Origin of the sequence: Halorubrum sp. C191, assembly GCF_002727095.1 — an archaeon.
GTDB classification, from domain to species: domain Archaea; phylum Halobacteriota; class Halobacteria; order Halobacteriales; family Haloferacaceae; genus Halorubrum; species Halorubrum ezzemoulense.
In genome coordinates, this window is sequence record NZ_NHNZ01000101.1 from 19,931 (window position 1) to 40,791 (window position 20,861).

Below are 20,861 nucleotides of genomic sequence, written 5' to 3' on the forward strand. Positions count from 1 at the left end.
CGATCGCCGCCAGTCGGTCGGCCCGTGACTGCGCGGACCGCGAGGGGCGGGCAGCCGACCCGTGCCAGTCGCTCACTCGCCCGTCGCGCCGGGGACGATCGTCACCGGCACCGATGCTCCCTCGGCGACGGCGAACGCGGTGTTCCCCTCTCGGAGCGACGCCAACTGGCCCTTCGACCGGTGGCCGATCACGATGTGCTCGACGGCGACGTCGTCCGACATATCGACGAGCTGTTTCCCGACCGCCGTTCCGGACCGAAGCCCGCTCCGGTCGAGATGTTCGAGCGTGACCGTCGTCCCCACGCCGATATCCTCGACGAACGACTCGATCTCGTCGCGGAAGCTCCGCTCCGCCCCAGACGCGGTCGCGTTGCTGATGACGTGGGCGACCGTCAGCGACTGACCGGTCGCCTGGGCCAGCCGCGCCGCGGTCTCGATCACCGCCTCGTAGCGGTCGTCGTCGCTGATGGCAGCGAGAATAGCCATACGCCTCTCACGTGTCAGATAATATTAACCGTTGCTCCGGTCGAGGTCGGTCGTCCGTTCGCCCCGCTCGTCGCCCGCCGGAGGCGCGGGCGCCACCGTGACGGGCCGGAGTCCTCCCAGTCAGGCGTCGAACTCCGGCAGTCGCCCGCCGTCGACGGCGACGTTCTCGCCGCTGACGTACGCGGCGGCGTCGCTCAGGAAGAACCGGAGCGGCGCGGCGACGTCCTCGAAGCCCGCCGGGCGGCCGCGGGGGAAGTCCTCGACGCCGGCCTCGGTGTTCGAGACGGCGAACGGCGAGACGGCGTTGACCGTGATCCCGTCGTCGCTGGTGTCCGCCGCCAGCATCCGCGTGAACATGAGCACGCCCGTCTTCGCGACGAAGTAGGGGAAGTTCACGGGGTGGGCGTGCATCCGGTCGCTGTCGGCGAAGCCGAGGTTCACGATTCGGCCCCACCCCTGGTCGCGCATGGCGGGCAGGGCCCGACGCGAGCAGAGCACCGTGCCGTAGAACGTCGTCTCGACCACGTTCCGCCACGACTCCCACTCGATGTCGCTCCAGTGGCGAGCGTCGAAGTCGCCGACGTTGTTGACGAGGATGTCGACCGACCCGACCTCGGCCTCCACCGTGTCGAACAGCTCGTCGACGGCGTCCGGGTCGGTGATGTCGGCTTGAGCGGTGACTGCGGTCCCGCCTCGCTCGCGGACCTCCTCGGCGGTGGCGGTCGCCGCCGCCTCGCTCTCGTTGTAGTGTACCACGACGTCGGCGCCGCAGTCGGCGATCGAAAGCAATAGCTCGCGGCCGACGCGCTTCGCGCTGCCGGTCACGAGGGCGGTCCGTCCGCTCAGGTCGGGGCGTAGCTCCATGCGGGATCCATGTACCGGATCGCTCCTAAGCGTTCCTCACGGATCGCGGCGTCGGCGGTCGGTGGTCGGCATCGCCTCGAAAAAGCAGTGGCGCGACGGCGACCGGCGAGTCGACCACCGGGTTACTCGTCGTCGCCGCCGTCCGTGAGGATCTCGACGTCCGTCGCCTCGTCGGGTTCGGACAGCGACGGGTCTTCGGCGGTCTCCTCGGTCGTCGCCTCTTCGTCTCGCGTCCACTCTCGCGGAGTGCGTCCGTGACACATAGTACAGTATAACATACTGATTGCGGAGGATTAAATCCTCGGTCGCGATCGGCCCGTATCGACCGCGAAAGGCCCTCGCAGCCGGCCGACCGCTCGTTACGCGACCGGTGCCGACGCGGGTCCGGCGGAGTGGCCGCTAGGGGGAGACCGGCGGTGGGAGGTCGACGAGCAGCGACACCGCGACGGCGACCGCCACTGGGGGCACGAGCAGGAGCGACGCGACCGTCTGCCACCACCGTCCCGGCGCGCGAAACCGACCCGCGTTCCGCGCCGCCACCGGGTTCGCCGCGACGGCCACGTCCCCGCCCGAGAGCGTGGCCCAGTACGCGATCAGCGGAAACAACGCGACCGCGAGCGGGGAGTCCGCCGGCAGCGCGGTCCCCACTCCGACGGCGACGGCGAGGTTGATCGGGAGCGGCGCGAGCGCGCAGACCCGAATGACGCTCGTCGACGTCGACGGCGGAATCGTCGCGTCGAACTGCCCCAGGGGAATCCCGCTCGCGTGTTCCGGGAGAAGCGTGATCTCGGGGGTCATGCCGGCCAGTCGCGCCACCGCCGCGTGCGCGAGCTCGTGCGGTCCGACGAGGATAGCGACGAGAGAACGTAGCGCACGGACTGCCATCGGACGCTCACTCGGCGTCCCGAACGGTCGTGTGACGGGCAGGTTCGGCCGGGTCGGTCGCGGCGTCGGCGGCCGCTCCGCCTGCTCCGAGGTCGTCGTCACGCATACAGCCTAGCAACGGTCAGACGGCGCTTCAATCCGTCGCCCACGCTGACAGCGACCCGAGAGGGCCGTCGCCGCAACGACACACGCGCCGCCCGAACGTCCCCGTGGAGAGAGTGTCACTGGGAGCCGGCGTACACGTCGGTCCTGCTCACCCCTGAAGGAGGTTCATCACCTCGTCGGCCACGCCGGGCTCGACGGCGACGACGTAGCGCTTCCCCGGCGTGAGCGTCGTGTCGGGACGGGCGACCTGTTGGGCGTCCGCGGCGGAGACGACCAGGGTACCGTCCGGAAACCGGACCTGCGTGAGCGACTTCCCGGCGGCCGGCGCTCCCTCCGCGATGCGGACGAGCATGATGTCGAGGTCGCCCGTCACGTCCGTCAGCGCTTGGACGTCGTCACCGACGATCTCGTTCGCCGCCACGCGGGCACCCGCTCGCTCCGGGAACAACACCGCGTCGACGAACCGCGTGTACGCCTCGCCGGCGGCCCGGTCGATGCGAGCCACCGTCCGAGTCCCCGGAGAGAGCTCCCTGGCGGCCAGACAGACCGCGAGGTTGAGCCCCGTCTCCCCGGTGAGCGCCGCGACGACGTCCGCCCGTTCGACGCCGGCCTGCTCGATGATGTCGGGGTTCGTCGCGTCGCCGCGGATCACCGTGGCGACGTACTCGTCTGCGATCTCGGAGACGACGTCTTCGTCCCGCTCGACGATCGTCACCTCGTGGCCGTGGTCTGCGAGTAGCTCAGCCGTTTGGAAGCCGACACGTCCGCCGCCCGCGATCACGATGTCGAGTGAACTCGTCATGGATTCAGTCCTCCGTCTCCGGAATGGCTGTCGCGTCTGCCGCCGCCGAGTCCGCGTCCGGTTCCGCCCGCAGTCTGTTGAGCGCGAGATACGCGGCGCCGCCGAGCAGGATCCACGCCGCGCTGAGCGCTAGCGCCAACGGGTCCGTCCGCAGCAGGTACTCCACGAGCACCCCGGTCAAGACCAGGTTGAGCGCGATGCCGATCAGCGGCGGGGCCGGATAGAACGGCATCTCGTATGGACGGTTCATGTCGGGTCGCTCGCGTCGCAGCCTGATCGCGGCGACGTTGACGATGACGAACGAGAGCAGGAAGAAGAGGCTCGACATGTTCCCCGCGCTCTGCGTCGGCAGCGCGACGGAGCCCAACATGACCACGGCGCTCGCGAGGATCGCGACGAACGGCGTCCCGTATCGGTGGTGGATCTGGCCGAACGAGGGGAGCAACTGCCCCTCGCGTCCCATCGAGAACGCGACCCGCGAAGAGGCGATCACGACCGCGTTTAGCGCCGTCAGCGTCGAGAACACGGCGCCGAAGACGACCAGCGCGCCGCCGTTCCGGATGATCGGGAGCCCGGTCGGCATGAACGAGGTCGCCGCCGCGGCGATCCCGGCCTCCCCCGCCTCCGCGAGCCCCTCTGCCCCGAGCGTTCCGACGGCGACGGTGACCACGGCCAGGTAGACGACCACGGTCACGGCGAGGCTCACAAAGATCGCCTTCGGAATGTTCTCCCGGGGATTCTTCACCTCCTCCGTGACGGTCGTGATGAGGTCGTACCCCTCGAAGGCGATGAACGTGAGCCCCATCGCCGGCAGGACCGCTCCCGCTCCGCCGCCCGCGGGGAACAGCGGCTGGAACTCGGCGCCCGAGAACATCGGCGACGCCAGCCCGAAGGCGACGAACACCACGAGGATGCTCACCTTGATTATCGTGAACACCGTCTCTGCCTTCCCGCTGGCGGCCGTTGAGACGGCGTTGAGCGCCACCAACACGAAGACGGCGACGAACGCCAGCAGGAAGCCCGGGCTGACCTGCGCGCCGACGACGGGAAGGATGACGTCACCGACCTCCTCCGGCGGAGCGACGGCCCCGTAGACGTGGAGCAGTTCGAGGAAGTTCGGAGCGAATCCCAGCGCGTAGAGTGCCCCGGCGATCATGTACGCGAACCAGAGCATCCAGCCCATGATGAACGACGAGAGGTCGTCGAATATCTCCCGGACGAACGCGTACCCGCCGCCGCTCTTCGGGATCGAGCTGGCGAGTTCGGCGTACGACAGGCCGGTGAACGCGGTGACGACCCCGTTGAGCGCGAAGACGACGATCGCCGCCGGCCCGGCGATTTCCGCGGCCAGTCCGGTCAGTACGAAGATGCCGGCACCGATCATCGCTCCCATGCCGATCATCGTCGCGTCGAGCAGTCCGAGCTCGGCTTCCGGAGAACGAGTCTCGCTTCCGCTCATCGGTCGTGAAAGCCGCGTCCCGTATCGTCCATCGTACGCCCCGAAACTGGTACTCTCGTCACTTTATACCCCGGGTGAATTCGGGAGTCGCGGAATCGTGGCGGGGCCTGATACGCCCGCCCGGCGGCAGCGCGCTGGTAGTTGTTCCAGAGGGCCGGAATCCGGCCCGGATTAAAGCCGTCGGAAGCCGAGGGACGACACGATGACCCAGTCAAAGCGATTCGTCATCGCCGGCGGCGGGCGAGTCGGACTCCAGACCGCGGAGAACCTCACCGAACAGGGCCACGAGGTGCTGCTGATCGAAGTGGACGCGGACCGCGTCGAGAAGTTGTCCGACGCGTACCTCGGCCCCGTGATCCACGGCGACGCCACCGAGCAGTCGATCCTCAGGCAGGCGGACCTCCGAAACGCCGACGCTATCGCGGCGCTGACCGACGAGACGGAGACGAACACGGATATCTGTATGACCGCGCACCACCTCGCGCCGGCTATCCGGACCCTGGCCAGGTCGGAGTCGCGGACCGAACAGGAACACGGCGAGGTCGTCGACGCCACGCTGCTACCGCAGTCGCTCGGCGGCGACCACGCGGCCGATATGCTCACCGGCGAAGAGATCCGAACGCTCGTGTTCCCCACCGCCGACCTCGACATCATCGAGGTGACCGTCTCCGAGTCCGCCCCCGTCGCGGGACGCCGGCTCGACGAGATCGCCCTTCCGGCCGGGAGTCTCCTCATCTCCACGTCGGACCGAGAGTCGCTCGCCGGTCCCGACACGCTGCTGGAACCGTCAGAACAGTATATCCTCGCCGTCGAGTCGGACGTCGTCGACGAGGTCGTCAAACTCTTTCGCGGGTGACCTCGCCCGACGGCCGCGACCGCCGTCGCGACCGCTCAGGGCCCGTTCGTGACTGGGTGTTTCTCGTCGCTCGTCGCCCAGATTTGATATAGCGATATACGATTTACGAGTTCCGTCTCAAACGACATTCCGGCTTCGCGCGTCCGACAAATTTGGACGCACCCGAGCGAATCCGACCCACTCCGGAATTATTACCCCCGGCGCTCACGCAGCACGGGGTATGACAGACTCCGACTGGGGCGACTGGCTGCCGCGCGCGGTCGCGGACGCCGACCCCGACACGGTGGCGCTGTGGTACCTGGGCTGTAACGGCTTCGCGATCAAGGGGAGCGGGGGGACCGTCCTCTGGATCGACCCGTACGTGGGCACGGGCGACCCGCCGCGGACGGTACGGATGATCCCGATTCCCTTCGACCCCGAGGACGTCGAGGTCGCGGACGCGGTGTTGGCCACCCACGAGCACACGGATCACGTTCACGGGCCCTCGCAGGCGCCGATCCTCGCCAACGCGGACGCTGACCTCGTCGCGCCCGACGACTCGCTCGCGGTCGCGCGCGAGGAGGAGCGGTGGACCGACGAGTACGCGGTTGACGACGCCCAGTTCACCGAGGTGACGGAGGGCGACGAGCTGCGGATCGGCGAGTTCACCGTTCACGTCGTCGAGACCCGCGACGCGGACGCCACGCATCCGGTGGGTTACGTGATCGAACACGACGCCGGGACGGTGTTCCACGCCGGGGACAGCAAGCCGTCGCCGACGTTCGAGGGGCTCGCGGAGCGGTTCGACATCGACCTCGGCATCCTGGCGTTCGGCTCGGAGGGCACGATACCGGACAAGGAGACGGGCGAACCGGTTCAGACGAAGTGGTACAGCGACGAGAACGAGATCGCGACGGCCGCGAACGACCTCGGCCTCGACCGCCTCGTCCCGACCCATTGGGACATGTGGAAGGGGCTGACCGCCGACCCGACCGCGCTCCACGACCACGTGCGGAGCTACGAGTCTCCGGATCGGCTGGAGATCGTGGAGATCGGCGATCGAATAGACCTGTAGACGGGAGCTGAACGGCCGTTTTCGCGGCGTATCGGTTATCACCGGCGAAACCCGGCCCGTGGAATTTAAGCCCCTGCTCCGGGACCGTGGAGTATGAGCGAACGGACGGCGGAGGCGGCCACGACCGTCGACGAGGACGGCATCCGCGTCGAGAAATCCTTCACGGACGACGCGTTCCCCGTGCCGGCGGTGATGTACACCCTCTCCTCACACCGTGAGGACCCCGTACGGGTGCGTATCGTCGACCGGATCCCGGAGTCGTTCCCGATGGACCGAGTGGGGTTCCACCCGGAGTACGAGAGCGAGAACTGGACCGCGTACAAGGACCACCGCGTGGAGTTCGAACGGGTGATAGACCCCGACGAGACCGTCGAGACGGTGTTCGGGATCCGCGACGACGACCCCGACCTCGACGGGTTCCTCGGCACACCGGTGATCGAACACGTGCCGGTCGGCGAGGAGATCGAAGACGTCCTCGGCGCCGGCGACACGGACGCCGTCCGAGAGGTGCTCTCCGGCGACCGCGCGACGCTCCCCGGAATGGCGGAAGAGGACGAACTGTTGGCGGGAGACCCCGCGGAGTCCGGTGAGGGCGCCTCGGCCCGCGATCCCGGCCCGGAACCCGCGGCGGAACCGGAACCGGAGGCAGAGAGCGCCACGGAAGCCGCCGCCGGCCGCGAAACCGAGGCCGATCCTGAGCCCGACACCCCCGAGCCGCGAACGGTCGCCGACGACGGGACGGCCGCGGTGTCCCCACATGAGGGGGAATCGGTCGGCGCCGCGGTCGAACCCGAGGCCGGAGCCGAAGAGACAACCCCTGCCGATGAGCCCGACGAAACGCCCGAAACAGACGACACAGCCGCCGAGTCGGCCGTCGAAGACGAGCCGGAAGTCGCCGACGAAGACGGAACGGAAGCCGACGAACTCGACGAAACCGACGAGACGGACGAGGCGAGTCTTCCGGGCGAAGGCGGTCTCGCGGCCGCGTTAGCGGCCGAGATCCGCACCGGGGCGGCCGACGAGGAGGACATCGAGACCATCGAGAGGGCGTTCGACGCGAGCGTGCCGCGCAGCGTCGACGTGCGGATCGCTCGACTCCAGTCGAGCGTGGCCGACATCGAGGCGTACGCCGACGCGCTCGCGGAGTTCATCGACGGCGAGGGGACCGCCCGAGAGATCCTCGACGGGATCGACGAGCGTGTGGACGCCGTCGAGTCCGAGGTCGACGCCCTCGACGATCGCCTCGACGACGCGGAAGACGATCGCGAGGAGATCGAGTCGGACGTCGCCCGCGTCGACTCCGCGGTCGCGTCGACCTCCGACGCGGTCGATGCGGTCGACGAGCGCGTGGAGACCGTCGAGACCGACCTCGATGCGGTCGAAGACGACGTGCGCGGCGTGGAAGACGACGTACAGGCGGTCGAAGACGACGTTCGCAGCGTGGAAGGTGACGTGCGCGGCGTGGAGGACGAGGTCGCGTCCGTCGAGGAAACCGTCGAGTCGGTCCGAGACGGCGTCGCGGCCGTCGAGAGCGACGTCGAGGACCTCGCCGACGACGTCGACCGGGTGGAGGGGACGGCGGACGCCGCCGCGGAGACGGTCGACGACCTGGGCGACGACGTGGAGACGCTGTACGAGGAGGTCGACAGGGCGGCCGAACGGGCCGAGAACGCCGAAGAGCGGGCCGAAAGCGCCGAGGACCGCGCGGCCGGCGTCGCGGAGCGCGTCGACGACGTGGAGTCCGGACTCGACCGCTTCGACGAGGAATTCGACGACTTGTGGGACGACCTCGCGGAGGTGGACAGCCGGCTCACCGACATCGAGGACCGGCTCGGAGAGGACCTCGACGACGTTGCCGCCGAGCTAGATGAGATCAACGACCACCTCGACGAGCTCGACGAGTTCCGTACCCGGCTCAACGAGGCGTTCGGCCCGTAGCCGCTCCGTTTCGACGATCGAGCGGCGACGCCGAACGCCGTCGGCGGCACCCCGGTTGAAAAACGCAACCCGTTTTACGCGCGCGGTCGCAGATGGGGCAATGACAGACCCGGTCCCGGTCGCCGTGCCCCGGAAGGGGCGCCCGCTCGAAGCGGTCTTAGAGCGGATCGCGACCGTCGCGAGCGACGACCGCCTCGACCGGCTCGCGGACGGCGTGAGCAACACGCTCCGATACGAGAAGGCCGTCACGAAGGGGTCGGTCGACGCCGACGAGGGCCCGTACGAGCGGCTCGCGGAGTACTCTGACCCGACGACGGCGGCCGAACCGGAGTACACGCTGCTGCGCGACGACCGGGACGGCAAGCCGCGGCGAATCGTGTTCGACGCCGCCACGGTGGATCTCGGCGACGTGACGGTCAAGCTCGTCGGCCGCGAGGAACCGTTCCGTGCGCTCCGAACCCACGAGTTCGCGCTCGGATTCGACTCCGCCGACCTCGTCTTAGAGGAGGTCGTCGGGATCCGAGGGGGCGGACTCGGCGACATCTCGGACATCAACGACCGGATCGACCCGGTCGACACCGACGTGCGCGTGGTGACCGGTCTCGGTGACACGGTGTACCACACGCTGATGGGACGCGAGGACCGACGCAGACCGGGAGAGACGTACGACCGCGCGTATCTGGCCGACTACGAGGGGTCACTGTGTATCTCGCCGCGGTACGAGCGCCTCGTCACTGCCGTGTTAGGGACCGACGCGCTCGACGGGGTGGAGTTCGTCTACCCGGAGGCCGACGAGGAGGAGGAGGCGGCGATAGCCAGGGTCGGTCTCGGCGTCTACCTCACCGTCACCGGCTCGACGGCGCGCGAACACGGACTCGCCGTCGGGGAACACCTCTTCCCGAGCGAGACGGTCCTGATGCGTAACGCGGCCGAGGCCGACGATTCGGTCTCCCGCGTCCTCCGGGCGCTCGAACGAGAGGCGGCCGACTCGGAGATCCGCGTCTGATACCAGAGATAGTATAGCGGCATGAGATGTACGCGTTCGAGTCGGGACGACGTCCGGCGCCGATGTGTGCCGTTTCGAACCGGCACCCGCCGAGTACTATCGCCAGTTACCCCAGCGTTCTCGCACTACGACTCTCGTCGCCGCACCGAACGGCTCGCGCAGAGCGGGGAAAGCGATTGAGCCGACGGACGACATCCGGGGCCGATCAGATTCACATTGCCGTCCGTTGGGCATCGCGTGTCCCAATCGAATATCTTGGATTGTATAACTAGTGGTTGGAACTGATGGTGCTAGAGAGTTGGATAATAAACTCAACCCGGCCAAAATGTGGTCCTGCTCACTGAGATAAGGTCACTTATCCAGAAATCTAGGATAGATTGAAGTCACGGCAGCGAGAACGGTCGTCCGAGAACGATGGGAGGCGATCGACAGTCGGTGAAGACGTACGTGCCGACGGAACAGAAGGACGTGTGGCGCGACCACGCCGACGAGCTCGACATGTCGCTGAGCGAGTTCGTCAGGACGATGGTTCAGGCCGGGCGGAGGGGGTTCGCGCCGACCGGATCGGAAGGTCGGGAGGAGCCCCCTTCCGAGCCCGCCGACCCCGGGGGTAGCGACCTCGAAAAGCGCGTCCACGCGGCTCTCGAATCGGGGCCCCGCTCGTGGGACGAACTCGTCCAAGCGGTGGTCGGCGACGTGGAGGACGAACTGGAGGAGACCCTCGACGAGCTACAGGAGCGCAATCGGATCCGGTACAGCGGCCGAGAAGGGGGGTACGTGTTGACCGATGAGTAGCGCGAGAGCGTCTCCGGACCCCGACGACCCCGTCGGCTACTTCCTCGAAGACCTCACCTACCACGGAAAGACGGACCGGACCAGGGCGGCGTACGAGCGCGTTCTCCGGCGGTTCGAGGCGTTCTTGGACGACGTTGATCCGGAGGCCGCGACGCACCGCGACTGTATGGCGTTCGTCCACTCGCTGCGGGGTGACGTCGCCGACAGCACGGTCGCGACGTACGCGGCGTACCTCCACCGGTTTTACGGGTACATGACGGAGGTAAAGGCCTTCGACGGTAACCCGATGACGCTGGTGATGGAGGAAATGGACGAGACCGTCGATAAGGACCCGGCCCGCCGCGACGTCTCGGTCTCTGCGATGCGCTCGTTCGTCGCCAAAATCCGGCACCCGCTCCACCGCGCGCTGGTGGTGACGCTCCTCAAGACCGGCATGCGGGTCGGCGAGCTGTGTAACCTCGACCTGCGAGACCTGTCGGTCAGCGACCCGGACCTCCTCAACGCGGCGTACTCGCTCGGGGGACGCCCGGCGCTGTCCGAACGGCCGGACTCGATTTTCGTGACCGCCGAGGCGACCGTCGGCGAGGAGCTGAACGGGGAGGTGCGAACGGCCGCGAACAAACGGAAGCGCGGGACGGTGATCCCGGTCGACGACGAACTCCGCAGAGCGCTGAAGGCGTGGCTCGCGGTGCGTCCGGACTCGCCGTCGCCGGCTGAGCCGCTGTTCGTCAGCACCGCGGAGGGATGGGGGGAACGATTGGAACCGCAGGCGGTCAGACACGTCGTCGAGCGGCACGCCCGCGAGGAGGGGTGGTACCGGACCGGCGGCGGCGCCGACGAGAACGTCACGCCCCACTACTTCCGCCACTTCTTCACGACGCACCTCCGCGACAGAACCGGCGACCGCGGAGTGGTGAAGTACCTCCGCGGCGATGTCGCCGACGACGTGATCGACACGTACACGCACAACTGGGGGGATCAGGTCCGGGAGGTTTACGAGGCGAACGTCTACCGACTCTTCGCGTGAGAGTGGTTCCAATTTCGTCGTCCCAGTAGCGACTCGTTTCGTTCGAGCGCAGCCACGTAAATCGTATGTGGCTATATCCAAACTGTGGGGCCGGTCGCGAAGATACTGGGGTGGTCGCACACGAGCACGGTGGGCTGAACCCTTCCGAAAATAGTCGACGGCGCGGCCGGCCGCTCGAACGGTCCGCGTGTCGACTGACGGCGAAGCACCGTGTCACTCACATGTCGGAAAAAAACGGTGAGGCAACGACGATGGCGCTCCTGAGATTGCCGCCCTCACCGGCCTGTCCGTCCTCGCCGGGACGGCGGTCACCGCCATCCTCTGTGTCGGACCCCGACGGCTGTCCCGCGCGGCGAACGGCTTCGGCGACCGCTCTCGCGACGTAGCCTCGTGCCTCGCGGCGGCGCCGGCGGACCGCGAGCCGGTACCCGGCTCCGGCGAGCGGTACGGCTGTGCGCTCGCGGAAGGGACCGGCGCGGCCGCGGCGCTCGGGGAGCGCGCCCGCGACCGGGGCGGCGACGTAGCCGCCGAGCGATTCCGCGAGCGGCGCAACCGGTTCGTCGACTGCGTCGACACGTACCGTGGCCCGGCTGGGCCTTGGTACGAGAAGCTCTCGCCCGCGGGGAGCGACGGCGGCCCCGTACCGCCGGAGCCGCCGGGCGTCGAACCAGACTACCACCCCGCGAGCGCCCACTTCGAGAGCTGGCGCTCCGGGTGCGGTGAGCGCGGAGAACGGCTCAGGCGACCGAAAGGAAAGAGTGGGCGCGGTCCGCCCGACGGTCACTCCTCGTCGAGGAGGCTCTCGACGAGAGCCTCAGGGTCGAATCGCGTGATGTCGTCGTACCCCTGCCCGGTTCCGAGGAAGAGGATCGGTTTCCCGGTGACGTACGCGACCGAAATGGCGGCACCACCGGAGGAGTCGGCGTCGGCCTTCGTCAAGATTGCGCCGTCGATCGCGGCGGCGTCGTTGAACTCTTTCGCGCGGTTGACCGCGTCCTGCCCCGCGACGGCCTCGTCGACGAACAGCGTCATGTCCGGGTCGACGACGCGGTCGATCTTCTCCAGTTGGGCCATTAGGTCGTCGCTCGTGTGGAGCCGCCCCGCCGTGTCGCCGAGGACGACGTCGACGTCGTTCGCCTCGGCGTACTCGACGCCGTCGTAGATGACGGCCGCCGGATCGCCGCCCTGGTCGTGGCTGATCAGGTCGCGGCCGAGCCGGTCGGCGTGTTCGCGGATCTGCTCGTTCGCGCCCGCGCGGTACGTGTCGCCGTTCGCGAGGACGGATGAGTAGCCTCGGTCACCGAGCCACTCGGAGAGCTTCGCGATGCTCGTCGTCTTCCCGACGCCGTTGACGCCGGTGAAGACGATGGTGACGGGTTTGTCGGCCTCGGCGATCCGCTCTTCGAAGTCGAACTGTCCGACGGCGATGACGTCGAGGAGGGCGTCGTGGAGCGCAGACTCGACGAGTTCGCCGGTCGTCTCGACCTGCTTGCGGGACTCGCCGAGCATGCTCTCGCGGACGCTGTCGAGGATCTGCTCGGCGACGCTCATCTCCACGTCGCTCTCGAGCAGCGCCATCTCGAGGTTCCACAGCGGCTCCTCGAGGTCCTCCTCCTCGATGATGATGCGCCCGGTCGCGAACGCCTTCGCGCGCTGGAAGGTACTCGGCTCGTCGTCGTTCGACGACTCGTCCGAACCGCCCGCGTCGCTGTCGACCGCCGAAGGGGATTCCGCGGTCGCGTCGGCGCCGCTCTCAGCGGTCGTCGCTTCCTCGGGCGGGGCCTCGTCCTCCTCGGCCTCCGTCGACTCCTCGACGTCCTCGCGGAAGCCGGAGAGCTTGTCTTTCAGTCCGTCGAACACGGTATAGTCTCCGTCTTACTCCCCGTCGCCTTCCTCGGCCTGCTGCATCTGCTGCATCTGCTGTTGCTGCATCTGCTGTTGCATCTGCTGGGCCTGCTGTTCGAGCTCGTCGCTCTCGGACTCCAGCTCGTCGACCTCCTCCTGCGTCTCCTCGATCCGGTCGTCGAGCGCCTCCTGCTTGCGCCGGAGGACGTCGATCGCGTCGCCCTGCTCCTGCTCCGCGGAGTAGTTTCCGCCGAGCGAGACGATGACCTCGTCGATGTCCTGGACCTCCGCGCGGAGGTAGGCGCCGCCGCCGAGCGGGACCTGAACGGTCGCGCCCGTGTCGAGGGTCTTGATGGCCTCGACGGCGTCGTCGATGTCGGCCTTCTCCTCGCGGTAGTCGGCGATTTCGCCTTCGAGGGCCTCGATCTCCTCGTCGAGCGCCTGGATCTCCTGTGAGAGCTGCTGGAGCTGCTGTTGTCCGCCGCCCATCATGCCTCGGACACCTCCTCGATCTCGATCTGGGTGCGCTTCCGGTTGTGCTGGCTCCCGACCGTGGTGTAGATCCGCTCGCGGGCGAGGTCCTCGTTCTCCGCCTCGATGTCCTTCGTGAACGGCTGGTCGCCGTCTCGGCTCTGGAACCGTCCACTCACCGTGTAGGTACTCATGTTCCCCGATCCGGCAGGGACAGGGAAGTATCTTCCTAAAAGGCGACAGGCGGCCGCGTCATCGCGGACCGCCCGCGACGACGGCCGTCACGGCGTCGCGTCACGGAAATCGTGTGCCGAGGGAGGTCATCTCGAGAGGTCCGCGCGGCGGAATCGGACGATAGCGATCGCGAGGAGGACGGCCGTCGCGGCGAGCAGGACTGCGGCGCCCGTGAGGTCGTACTCGCCCAACACCAACACCGCGGAGGGGTCGTAGTGGGCCGTCGGGCTGACGTTCCCGGCCGCGGCGTAGTCGGTGCTGGCGACGAGGGAGTCGAACATGAACAGCGCGAACAGTCCCCCGAGCGCGACCCGCTGAGCGACCCCCGGCCGCGAGAGCAGCGTCGAGACGGCGATACCCGCCGCGACGCACGCCACGTGATACGGCACCGCGAGCGCGTGGACCGCCGCGAGGCGTTCGACCGCGATCGTCTCGCCGACCGCGACGACGCCGACGTACGCGACGACCGGCAGCACGACATTGAGGAGGACGACGAGCGGAACCAGTCCGAGAAACCGACCGATCACGACGTCACGTCGCGCGACGGGCGCCGACAGCGTCAGGTCCATGCGACCGGAGGCGATGTCCCCCGCTATCGTCCCGCCGGCGAGGTACGCCAGGTACAGCCCGACCAGCAGGAGCCAGGCGAACTGGTAGAACTCAACCGCGAGGAAGCCCTCGACAGATGAGATGGCGATGATCCCGAACGCCTCCCGGACCGCGGGCGGGAACGCCTCGACGTACGCGTCGAGGTCGACGTCCGCGGTCGCCAGAGACGGGAAGAACGCGAGGAACACCAACAGGAACGAGGAGAGCAGGCCAGTCAGCACGACCGTTCCGCGGGCCCGGCCGGCGGCGTCGTACCGTGCGATCGCGAGCCACGGGGTCGCGCGGTCGCTCATCGCTCGTCACCCCCCGATTCGGCGGTCGGATCCGCGTGCGCTCCGCGGTTGGTCGACGCCTCGGCCTCCTGACGCTCGCCGCCGCCGATCGGTCCCGGAACGTCGCCGTCGTAGAACGTCATGAACGCCTCTTCGAGCGGCGCATCGACGACGTCGAGGTCGAGGACGGTGTACCTCGAGAGCAGGTCGACCAGCGCGTCGTACTCGCCGGTCCACGTGAACGAGACGGTCTCCCCGACGCGCAGATTCATGATCCCGCGGAGCTCGAAGTCGCCGCGATCGACGTCTTCGGCGACGCGGATCCGCACCTGCTTGCCGCCGCGAGAGCGGAGGTCTGCGACCGACTCGACCGCGACGAGGTGCCCCTCTCGGAGGACGCCGACGCGATCGCACAACGCCGCCACCTCGCCCAGCACGTGGGAGGAAAGGAGGACGCTCGCCCCGTCGCCGACGCGCTCGCGGACGAGGCCCGCGAACTCCTCTTGAAGCAGCGGATCGAGTCCGGAGGTCGGCTCGTCGAGCAACAGGAGTTCCGGGTCGTGCATGAACGCGGCCACCAGCGCGACCTTCTGCCGGTTTCCCCGGGAGAGGTCGCCGATGCGGCGCGACTCGTCGAGCCCGAAGCGTTCGACGAGGCGGTCGCGGCTCGACTCCCCGCGGAGCGCCGCTTGGTGGTCTAAGAACGCGCCGGCCGTACGGTCGCGGTCGAGCCCCGGATCCCCGGGGAGGTACCCGATCCGCTCGCGTGCGCGACGCGACGCGACCGGGTCCGTGGCGTCGCGCCCGAGGAGCGTCGCGCCGCCGTCCGTCGGCGACAGGAACCCCAACAGCGTGCGGATCGCGGTCGTCTTCCCCGCGCCGTTCGGGCCGAGGAAGCCGAACACCTCGCCGTCCTCGACGGTGAAGTAGACGTCTTCGATCCCCCGGACGTCGCCGTAGTACTTGGAGAGGCCGCGGCACTCGATAGCGGGCATACCGTCCTCAACTCCGCTGTAGCTCTTAAATGTGGGAGTGAGGTTCGCGAAGCGAAGCGGGGGCGGCGACGAGGAGGCGGCGGGGAGAAGGCGGAGCGCGGTTCAGTCGATGAAGCCGAGCGTCTCCTCGATGCGGCCGAGCTCCGGTCCGGTCGTGTCGTCACCGACGACGTACCCCTCGTCGGTGGCGAGGAGGCCGGAGCCGACGAGCGGCGCGCCGTAGTTGATGGTGCCGAGGTCGGCGCGGACGTCGAGCGCCTCCTCGACCGCTTGAAGCTCCGACTCCGTCGACTGTGGATGACACAGCACGCCCGTGTCGTTGGCGACCGCCGCGGTTCCGACCGTCCGGACGTCCCCGAGATCGCCCCGGGTCACGGGAACGTCGAGCGCGTCTTTGATCGTCCGGATCGATTCGCGCGAGAGGTCCGGGTGGACGTACGCGCCGTAGTCGTTCGCGAGGACGACGTTCCCGGCGGCGTTGATCTCGCCCGGGAGTTCGCGCACCGGGACGCCGGCGGCGTCCGCGATCCGCTCCTTCTCGCGCTCGGTCGCGCGCGAGGAGACGAGGATCCCGTTCTCGTTGCCCGTCGCGAGGGATCCGACCGTGTTGGACCTCCCGACCGTCGTCAGCAGCGGCTCCGCGCCGAGTTCCGCCCCGAGGTCCTCGGCGAGCGCCTCGTCGACGTCCGGTCGGATCAACAGGAGGTCGTCGACGGCGCGGGCGAACACGCCCACGTACGACGAGCCGGTGAAGGTCGCCCGTAACACGTTACTCGGCGTGCTCGGCCTCGACGACCGGTTCGCCGTCCTCGACGAACCGAGCCGCGCGGACCCGCACCGTGCTGGGCGGGTTCTGGCGCCCGTTCGCCCAGACGGCCTCGTTGACGGAGCCGTCGATGATCACGTCGCCCTCGTCGACGGAGAAGTGCTTCGCGAGGTGCTGCCGCGTGATCTTCATCGCGTAGTCGGCGCGCTGCTGGACGGGCTTCTCCTTGGCGTCGCGGAGCGGGACGGTGACGACGCGCTCCTCGAAGTCGTTCGTCGACATTTACTCGTCCAGGTCGTTCCGGCGCCAGTTGCGCCGCTTGGGGTTTCGCGTCACGTTCATGTCCGTCTTCATCATGACCCACGCGGGGACGCGGGTGTTCTGGCGCTCCGCCTTCGCCAGACGCTTCTTTTGAGCCTTCGACTTGTCTCCCATAGTGGCGCACACTTTCCGCGGGGCGCATAAAACCCCTTCCATACGGGTCGCGCGAGGCGCCCGTGAGTCCCCGCTCCGTCCGGGGCCTCCCCCTCGCGGCCACTACAGTTCCCGTTCGGCGACCCCCATGTAGATCCGACGACAGCGGTCGAGGGCTTCCAGGCTCGCGCTCTCAGTGTCGGTGTGTGCCTCGCCCGGCTCGGAGGCCCCGCAGACGAGACAGTCGGTCCCCGCCCCCGCGAGCCAGCCGGCGTCGGTTGCGTGCGGCTTGGTGACGTGTTCGGGCGCGTCGAAGCCCGACTCATCGTGGACTGCGCGGGCGACGTCGAGGGCGGCGTCCGCGAACGCCGCGTCGCCGCAGGCCATCGGCGGGAGGTCCTGATCGACGACGAGCTCGACCCCGGCCGTCGCGTCGGCGACGCCAGCCAGATCGGCTCGGTCGCCCGGAACGGTACGCTCGTCGACGGTCGCCTCGCAGCGCTCCGGGATCACGTTCCACGTCTCGCCGCCGTCGACGATCGTGACCGCCAGCGACCCCGACACGTCGTTCCCGAGGACCGTCGCCTCCGGGGCGTCGAGCCCGCGGACCGCGTCGATCGCGTCGCAGGCGCGGTAGATCGCGTTCTCGCCCGCCTCCGGCTCCGAGGCGTGGGCCGCCTCCCCGTGCGCGACGAGCCGCGACCCGCGGCGGCCGCGGTGGGCGACGGCGACGTCCGTCACGCCCGGCTTCGAGTAGTTCGTCGACCCCTCGGCGACGACCGCGCGTTCCGGGGCGAACCCCGCGTCGATCGCGTGGCGAGCCCCGTCGCCGCCGACCTCCTCGCCGACGAAGGAGGCGAAGATCAGCTCCCTGCCCTCCGGCGGCGTCGCGTTCCGGAACGCGAGCATCGCGGCCGCGACCGACCCCTTCATGTCGGCCGTGCCGCGGCCGTAGATCCGACCGTCGCGCCGCTCGACGACGTACTCGCCCTCCGTCCCCTCGCCGGCCGTCTGTTCGGGCGCGGGCGGAACGACGTCGTGGTGGCCGACGAGCGCGAGCGAGTCGGCATCGGGGTCGTCGGTCGCGCCCCTGACCGCGAGCACGTTGCCGGCGTCGTCGCGCTCGATGCTCGCGTCCGTCTCCGCGCGCAGCCACTCCTCGATCGCGTCGCCCGCTGCCGTCTCGTCCTCGTGCGATGGGATCGAGACGAGCCGCTCGGTGAGGTCCGCGAGTTCGTCCATGGACTCAGTGACGGCCGTCGCCGCATAAGCGCGTCCCTCACGTCAGGCGCGGCGAGCGCGGGCCCCGGAGCGGGCCGGCGCTCAGGTCGTGAACAGCTCCGTGTCGTCGGGCACCGCGAACAGCCCGAGCCGGACCCCGGCGTCGAGCCAGCCGTAGCCGTACGAGTAGGAGGCGAGCGCGTTCACCGGGTCGCCGTCGTCGCGGAAGTGGCGGCCGTCGTCGAGGTACGACTCCGCCATCTCGGTCACGTCCGCCGCGGCCTCGCCCAGCGGCGTGTCCGCCGGCGGGCGCGGCTCCGCGACGGCCAGCGCGTCCGCGAGCATCCGCTCGTAGCGGTCCGTCTTCTCCTCAAGATCGGCGGGCATGTCAGAGCGTTCCGTCGGGAGGACAAAAGCGGTCGGGTATTTTTGCGCTCGCGACCCGTTACACTGGACTGATGAAGTCCCGCCCTCCCGCAGGGGGCCGATCGGCCCTCGCCCTCGTGGTCGCGACGAACCTCCTCCCGCTCGCCGGCGTCGTCGGGTTCGGCTGGCGCGTCGGTGAACTGCTCGCGGTGTATTGGATAGAGGTCGCCGCCCTCGTGATCGCCCACGCCGCCGCCGCGATGTTCGCCGAGCGACCGATCCGGCTCGAAGACCGCTCGTTCTACATCACCGGCTACGACGAGGACGCCGAGCGAGACGAGGTGTGGGAGACCGACGCGGAGCCGGTTCACCTCGTCTCGTGGCTCCCGCCGATCTACCGGCGGAACTTCCGCGTCGTCCGCCGGTCGCTCGGGGTGTTCGCGTTCATGATGTTTCCGCTCTTGGCGGTCGGCTGGGAGGCGCTCTCGTACCTCACGCCCACGGTCGGAGTGGCGACGCTCGGCGTCTGCGGCGCGCAGGTCGGGGAGGTGCGTCGGGAGTTCTTCGCCGAGCGCGCCTACGAGGACCAGTCGCCGTACATGGTGGTCGAGGCCGCCCAGCGCGTCGTCTTCTTCTACTTCGTCGTCGCGATACTGACGGTCGTTTCGGTGACATTCGGAATCGCCGTGATCGATGTGGTACTGGCTCCCGGGCTGCTCGACGGCGTCGCCGACGCGGTCCTCCTCGTTCCGTACCTCCTCCCGATCGCGCTCGGGAAGGCGACCGTCGAATGGAGCCGGCGGCGCGCCTTCCAGGAGGACGACCCGGACGGGATCGCGACGTGGTTTACCGGCGAGGACGCCAGGCGCGACTGGAAGAAGGACGAAGAGTCCGTCGGAGACGCCTGACGACGCGGGGCGCGGTCGCGTCGGCGATGGGAGGGAAGCGAACGCGGCGAGGAGACAGGACGCGGCCGGCGTCGCGGTGCCGAAAGCGCAACGCCGATACGCTCGGCCGCGAAACGGCGGGGCATGTACGAGGCCGTTCACGCCTATCCCGACGGGGAGGCAACCGTCGCGCGCCACGCCGCCACCGCGGCCCGGCACGGGTACGACGGGATCGTGGTGCGGACGCGCGACGCGCTGACGGCGGCCGGGGACGGCGGTCTGAGCGCTGCGGACCGCGGCGAGAGCCCGGCTCGCGACCCGGAGGCGCTCCGCGAGGAGTACGGGATCGACGTCGTCGACGCGGTCGAGATCGACGCCGACGATCCGACGAGCGCCTCGGGCGCGGTCGGAAACTACCGGTCCGACCGAACCGTGGTCTGCGTGGTCGGCGGCGACGACGCACTGAACCGGTTCGCGGTCGAGCAGGCCCGCGTCGACGTCCTCGTCCGGCCGATGGCGGGCGGCGGCGACTTCAACCACGTCCTCGCGAAGGCGGCACGGGACAACGGCGTCCGGGTCGAGTTCGACTTCGGCCCCGCGCTCCACGAGACCGGCGGGAAGCGGGTTCGGGCGCTCGCCGACCTCCGGAAGCTCCGGGAGATCGTCGCCCACTACGACGCGCCGTACGTCGTGAGCGCGAACGCGCGGTCGCACCTCGGACTCCGCGCGCCCCGCGAGTTGGTCGCGGTCGGCGAGGCGATCGGCTTCGACGCCGAGGCCGTCCGCGCGGGGCTCCGGGCGTGGGGCGACCTCGTCGAGCGTAACCGAGAGCGGCGCTCCGAGGGCTTCATAGAGCCGGGGGTCCGACGTGGCAGGTATGAAGAAGACGGTCGCTGAACACGCCGAACGGTTCTCCGAGAAGGCCGCGTCGTACGACGACTCGAAGAGCGACGAGTACCAGGCCTGCGCGAGCCTCGTGATCGACCACGCGTCGCCGGGGGCGGACGACGTGGTCCTCGATCTGGGAGCCGGGACCGGGGCCATCGCGCTGGCGCTCGCCGAGGACGCCGAGCGCGTCCTCGCCCGCGACATCAGCGAGGGGATGATGGACGAGGGGCGGCAGAAGGCGGCCGACCGCGGCCTCGGAAACGTCGAGTTCGCGTACGGCGAGTTCCGCGACCCCGGGATCGACGCCGACCGACCGGTCGACGTGGTCACCTCGAACTTCGCGCTCCACCACCTCGCGGACGACGAGAAGCGCGAGGCGATCCGCGTGATGAGCGAGACGGGCGCTCGGCGGATCGTCCTCGGCGACGTCGCCTTCTTCGAGGAGCCGGACCCCGAGACTCCGTTCTACAGCCCCGAGGTCGACGACCCCGCGACGGTCGGCACGCTGGTCGAGGCGTTCACCGACGAGGGGTTCGCGGTGACGGTCGTCGAGCGCATTCACGACCAGGTCGCGGTGATCGTCGCGGAGCGCGTCCGCGAACTCCCGGCGTGATCT

At 69.1% G+C, this 20,861-nt stretch carries 26 protein-coding genes; 9 read left to right on the forward strand and 17 right to left on the reverse strand.

Annotated elements, in window-relative coordinates:
* Positions 1-72: 72 nt before the first annotated feature.
* The 6 genes from Z052_RS09700 to Z052_RS09720 all read right to left on the reverse strand — a co-directional run bounded on the left by Z052_RS09700 (position 73) and on the right by Z052_RS09720 (position 4,601).
* Positions 73-486, reverse strand: a complete 414-nt coding sequence (locus Z052_RS09700; protein WP_094519764.1) for a universal stress protein — start codon at positions 484-486, stop codon at positions 73-75.
* Positions 487-606: 120 nt separating this feature from the next.
* Entirely contained in the window at positions 607-1,350 is a 744-nt protein-coding gene (locus tag Z052_RS09705) for an SDR family NAD(P)-dependent oxidoreductase (protein ID WP_049929524.1), read from the reverse strand.
* 122 nt (positions 1,351-1,472) lie between these two features.
* On the reverse strand, positions 1,473-1,613 hold the full coding sequence (locus tag Z052_RS20200) for a hypothetical protein (RefSeq protein WP_155120025.1): 141 nt from the start codon (positions 1,611-1,613) through the stop codon (positions 1,473-1,475).
* 136 nt (positions 1,614-1,749) lie between these two features.
* Complete coding sequence (locus Z052_RS09710; protein WP_086216366.1) at positions 1,750-2,235, reverse strand: hypothetical protein; 486 nt, start codon at positions 2,233-2,235, stop codon at positions 1,750-1,752.
* A 253-nt stretch (positions 2,236-2,488) separates the two neighbouring features.
* Positions 2,489-3,142, reverse strand: a complete 654-nt coding sequence (locus Z052_RS09715; protein WP_049929522.1) for a TrkA family potassium uptake protein — start codon at positions 3,140-3,142, stop codon at positions 2,489-2,491.
* A 4-nt stretch (positions 3,143-3,146) separates the two neighbouring features.
* Positions 3,147-4,601, reverse strand: coding sequence for an APC family permease (locus Z052_RS09720; protein ID WP_094519763.1), 1,455 nt, complete (start codon positions 4,599-4,601; stop codon positions 3,147-3,149).
* Between the two features lie 202 nt (positions 4,602-4,803).
* Between Z052_RS09720 and Z052_RS09725 the strand changes: the two genes are divergently transcribed.
* From Z052_RS09725 to Z052_RS09750, 6 genes are all read left to right on the forward strand, one after another.
* Positions 4,804-5,457: a TrkA family potassium uptake protein gene (locus tag Z052_RS09725; protein ID WP_049929520.1), complete on the forward strand. Its 654-nt coding sequence runs from the start codon at positions 4,804-4,806 to the stop codon at positions 5,455-5,457.
* A 220-nt stretch (positions 5,458-5,677) separates the two neighbouring features.
* Positions 5,678-6,511, forward strand: a complete 834-nt coding sequence (locus Z052_RS09730) for an MBL fold metallo-hydrolase (protein WP_094519762.1) — start codon at positions 5,678-5,680, stop codon at positions 6,509-6,511.
* 93 nt (positions 6,512-6,604) lie between these two features.
* Positions 6,605-8,449, forward strand: a complete 1,845-nt coding sequence (locus Z052_RS09735; protein WP_099288991.1) for an alanine-zipper protein — start codon at positions 6,605-6,607, stop codon at positions 8,447-8,449.
* 100 nt (positions 8,450-8,549) lie between these two features.
* Positions 8,550-9,455, forward strand: a complete 906-nt coding sequence (locus Z052_RS09740) for a hypothetical protein (RefSeq protein WP_094495704.1) — start codon at positions 8,550-8,552, stop codon at positions 9,453-9,455.
* A 414-nt stretch (positions 9,456-9,869) separates the two neighbouring features.
* Positions 9,870-10,250 (forward strand): DUF5805 domain-containing protein, encoded by a 381-nt coding sequence (locus Z052_RS09745; protein WP_049929516.1) that lies wholly within the window; start codon positions 9,870-9,872, stop codon positions 10,248-10,250.
* Complete coding sequence (locus tag Z052_RS09750; protein ID WP_099288992.1) at positions 10,243-11,277, forward strand: tyrosine-type recombinase/integrase; 1,035 nt, start codon at positions 10,243-10,245, stop codon at positions 11,275-11,277. Before Z052_RS09745 ends, Z052_RS09750 begins: the two co-directional genes overlap by 8 nt.
* 217 nt (positions 11,278-11,494) lie before the next feature.
* Here the strand turns inward: Z052_RS09750 and Z052_RS20205 are convergent, their stop codons facing one another.
* The 11 genes from Z052_RS20205 to Z052_RS09810 form a co-directional block, all read right to left on the reverse strand.
* Positions 11,495-11,956 (reverse strand): hypothetical protein, encoded by a 462-nt coding sequence (locus tag Z052_RS20205; RefSeq protein ID WP_158228678.1) that lies wholly within the window; start codon positions 11,954-11,956, stop codon positions 11,495-11,497.
* Positions 11,957-12,057: 101 nt separating this feature from the next.
* Positions 12,058-13,137 carry a signal recognition particle-docking protein FtsY gene (gene ftsY, locus Z052_RS09765; protein WP_049929513.1) on the reverse strand — a complete coding sequence of 360 codons (1,080 nt, stop codon included), beginning with the start codon at positions 13,135-13,137 and terminating at the stop codon, positions 12,058-12,060.
* Positions 13,138-13,152: 15 nt separating this feature from the next.
* On the reverse strand, positions 13,153-13,611 hold the full coding sequence (gene pfdA / locus Z052_RS09770) for a prefoldin subunit alpha (protein ID WP_049929512.1): 459 nt from the start codon (positions 13,609-13,611) through the stop codon (positions 13,153-13,155).
* Positions 13,611-13,787, reverse strand: a complete 177-nt coding sequence (gene rpl18a / locus Z052_RS09775; protein ID WP_049929511.1) for a 50S ribosomal protein L18Ae — start codon at positions 13,785-13,787, stop codon at positions 13,611-13,613. The genes pfdA and rpl18a overlap by 1 nt, the downstream gene beginning before the upstream one ends.
* 126 nt (positions 13,788-13,913) lie before the next feature.
* Positions 13,914-14,729, reverse strand: coding sequence for an ABC transporter permease subunit (locus Z052_RS09780; RefSeq protein ID WP_094519759.1), 816 nt, complete (start codon positions 14,727-14,729; stop codon positions 13,914-13,916).
* Entirely contained in the window at positions 14,726-15,703 is a 978-nt protein-coding gene (locus Z052_RS09785; protein ID WP_094519758.1) for an ABC transporter ATP-binding protein, read from the reverse strand. Before Z052_RS09785 ends, Z052_RS09780 begins: the two co-directional genes overlap by 4 nt.
* Before the next feature lie 102 nt (positions 15,704-15,805).
* Positions 15,806-16,471 (reverse strand): translation initiation factor IF-6, encoded by a 666-nt coding sequence (locus Z052_RS09790; RefSeq protein WP_049929508.1) that lies wholly within the window; start codon positions 16,469-16,471, stop codon positions 15,806-15,808.
* Position 16,472: 1 nt separating this feature from the next.
* Positions 16,473-16,751: a 50S ribosomal protein L31e gene (locus tag Z052_RS09795; protein WP_049929507.1), complete on the reverse strand. Its 279-nt coding sequence runs from the start codon at positions 16,749-16,751 to the stop codon at positions 16,473-16,475.
* The gene (locus Z052_RS09800; protein ID WP_004050128.1) at positions 16,752-16,904 is read right to left on the reverse strand and encodes a 50S ribosomal protein L39e; all 153 of its coding nucleotides are present in this window, start codon (positions 16,902-16,904) and stop codon (positions 16,752-16,754) included.
* A gap of 102 nt (positions 16,905-17,006) precedes the next feature.
* The gene (locus Z052_RS09805) at positions 17,007-18,125 is read right to left on the reverse strand and encodes a M20 family metallopeptidase (protein WP_094519757.1); all 1,119 of its coding nucleotides are present in this window, start codon (positions 18,123-18,125) and stop codon (positions 17,007-17,009) included.
* An 81-nt stretch (positions 18,126-18,206) separates the two neighbouring features.
* Positions 18,207-18,491 carry a DUF357 domain-containing protein gene (locus Z052_RS09810; protein WP_086216485.1) on the reverse strand — a complete coding sequence of 95 codons (285 nt, stop codon included), beginning with the start codon at positions 18,489-18,491 and terminating at the stop codon, positions 18,207-18,209.
* Between the two features lie 71 nt (positions 18,492-18,562).
* On the opposite strand from Z052_RS09810, the gene Z052_RS09815 reads away from it, so the two are divergent.
* From Z052_RS09815 to Z052_RS09825, 3 genes are all read left to right on the forward strand, one after another.
* Positions 18,563-19,378: a DUF6498-containing protein gene (locus Z052_RS09815; RefSeq protein WP_049929504.1), complete on the forward strand. Its 816-nt coding sequence runs from the start codon at positions 18,563-18,565 to the stop codon at positions 19,376-19,378.
* Positions 19,379-19,501: 123 nt separating this feature from the next.
* Positions 19,502-20,254 (forward strand): RNase P subunit p30 family protein, encoded by a 753-nt coding sequence (locus Z052_RS09820; protein ID WP_094519400.1) that lies wholly within the window; start codon positions 19,502-19,504, stop codon positions 20,252-20,254.
* Entirely contained in the window at positions 20,235-20,858 is a 624-nt protein-coding gene (locus Z052_RS09825; protein ID WP_094519399.1) for a class I SAM-dependent methyltransferase, read from the forward strand. The genes Z052_RS09820 and Z052_RS09825 overlap by 20 nt, the downstream gene beginning before the upstream one ends.
* The last annotated feature ends 3 nt before the right edge of the window (positions 20,859-20,861 follow it).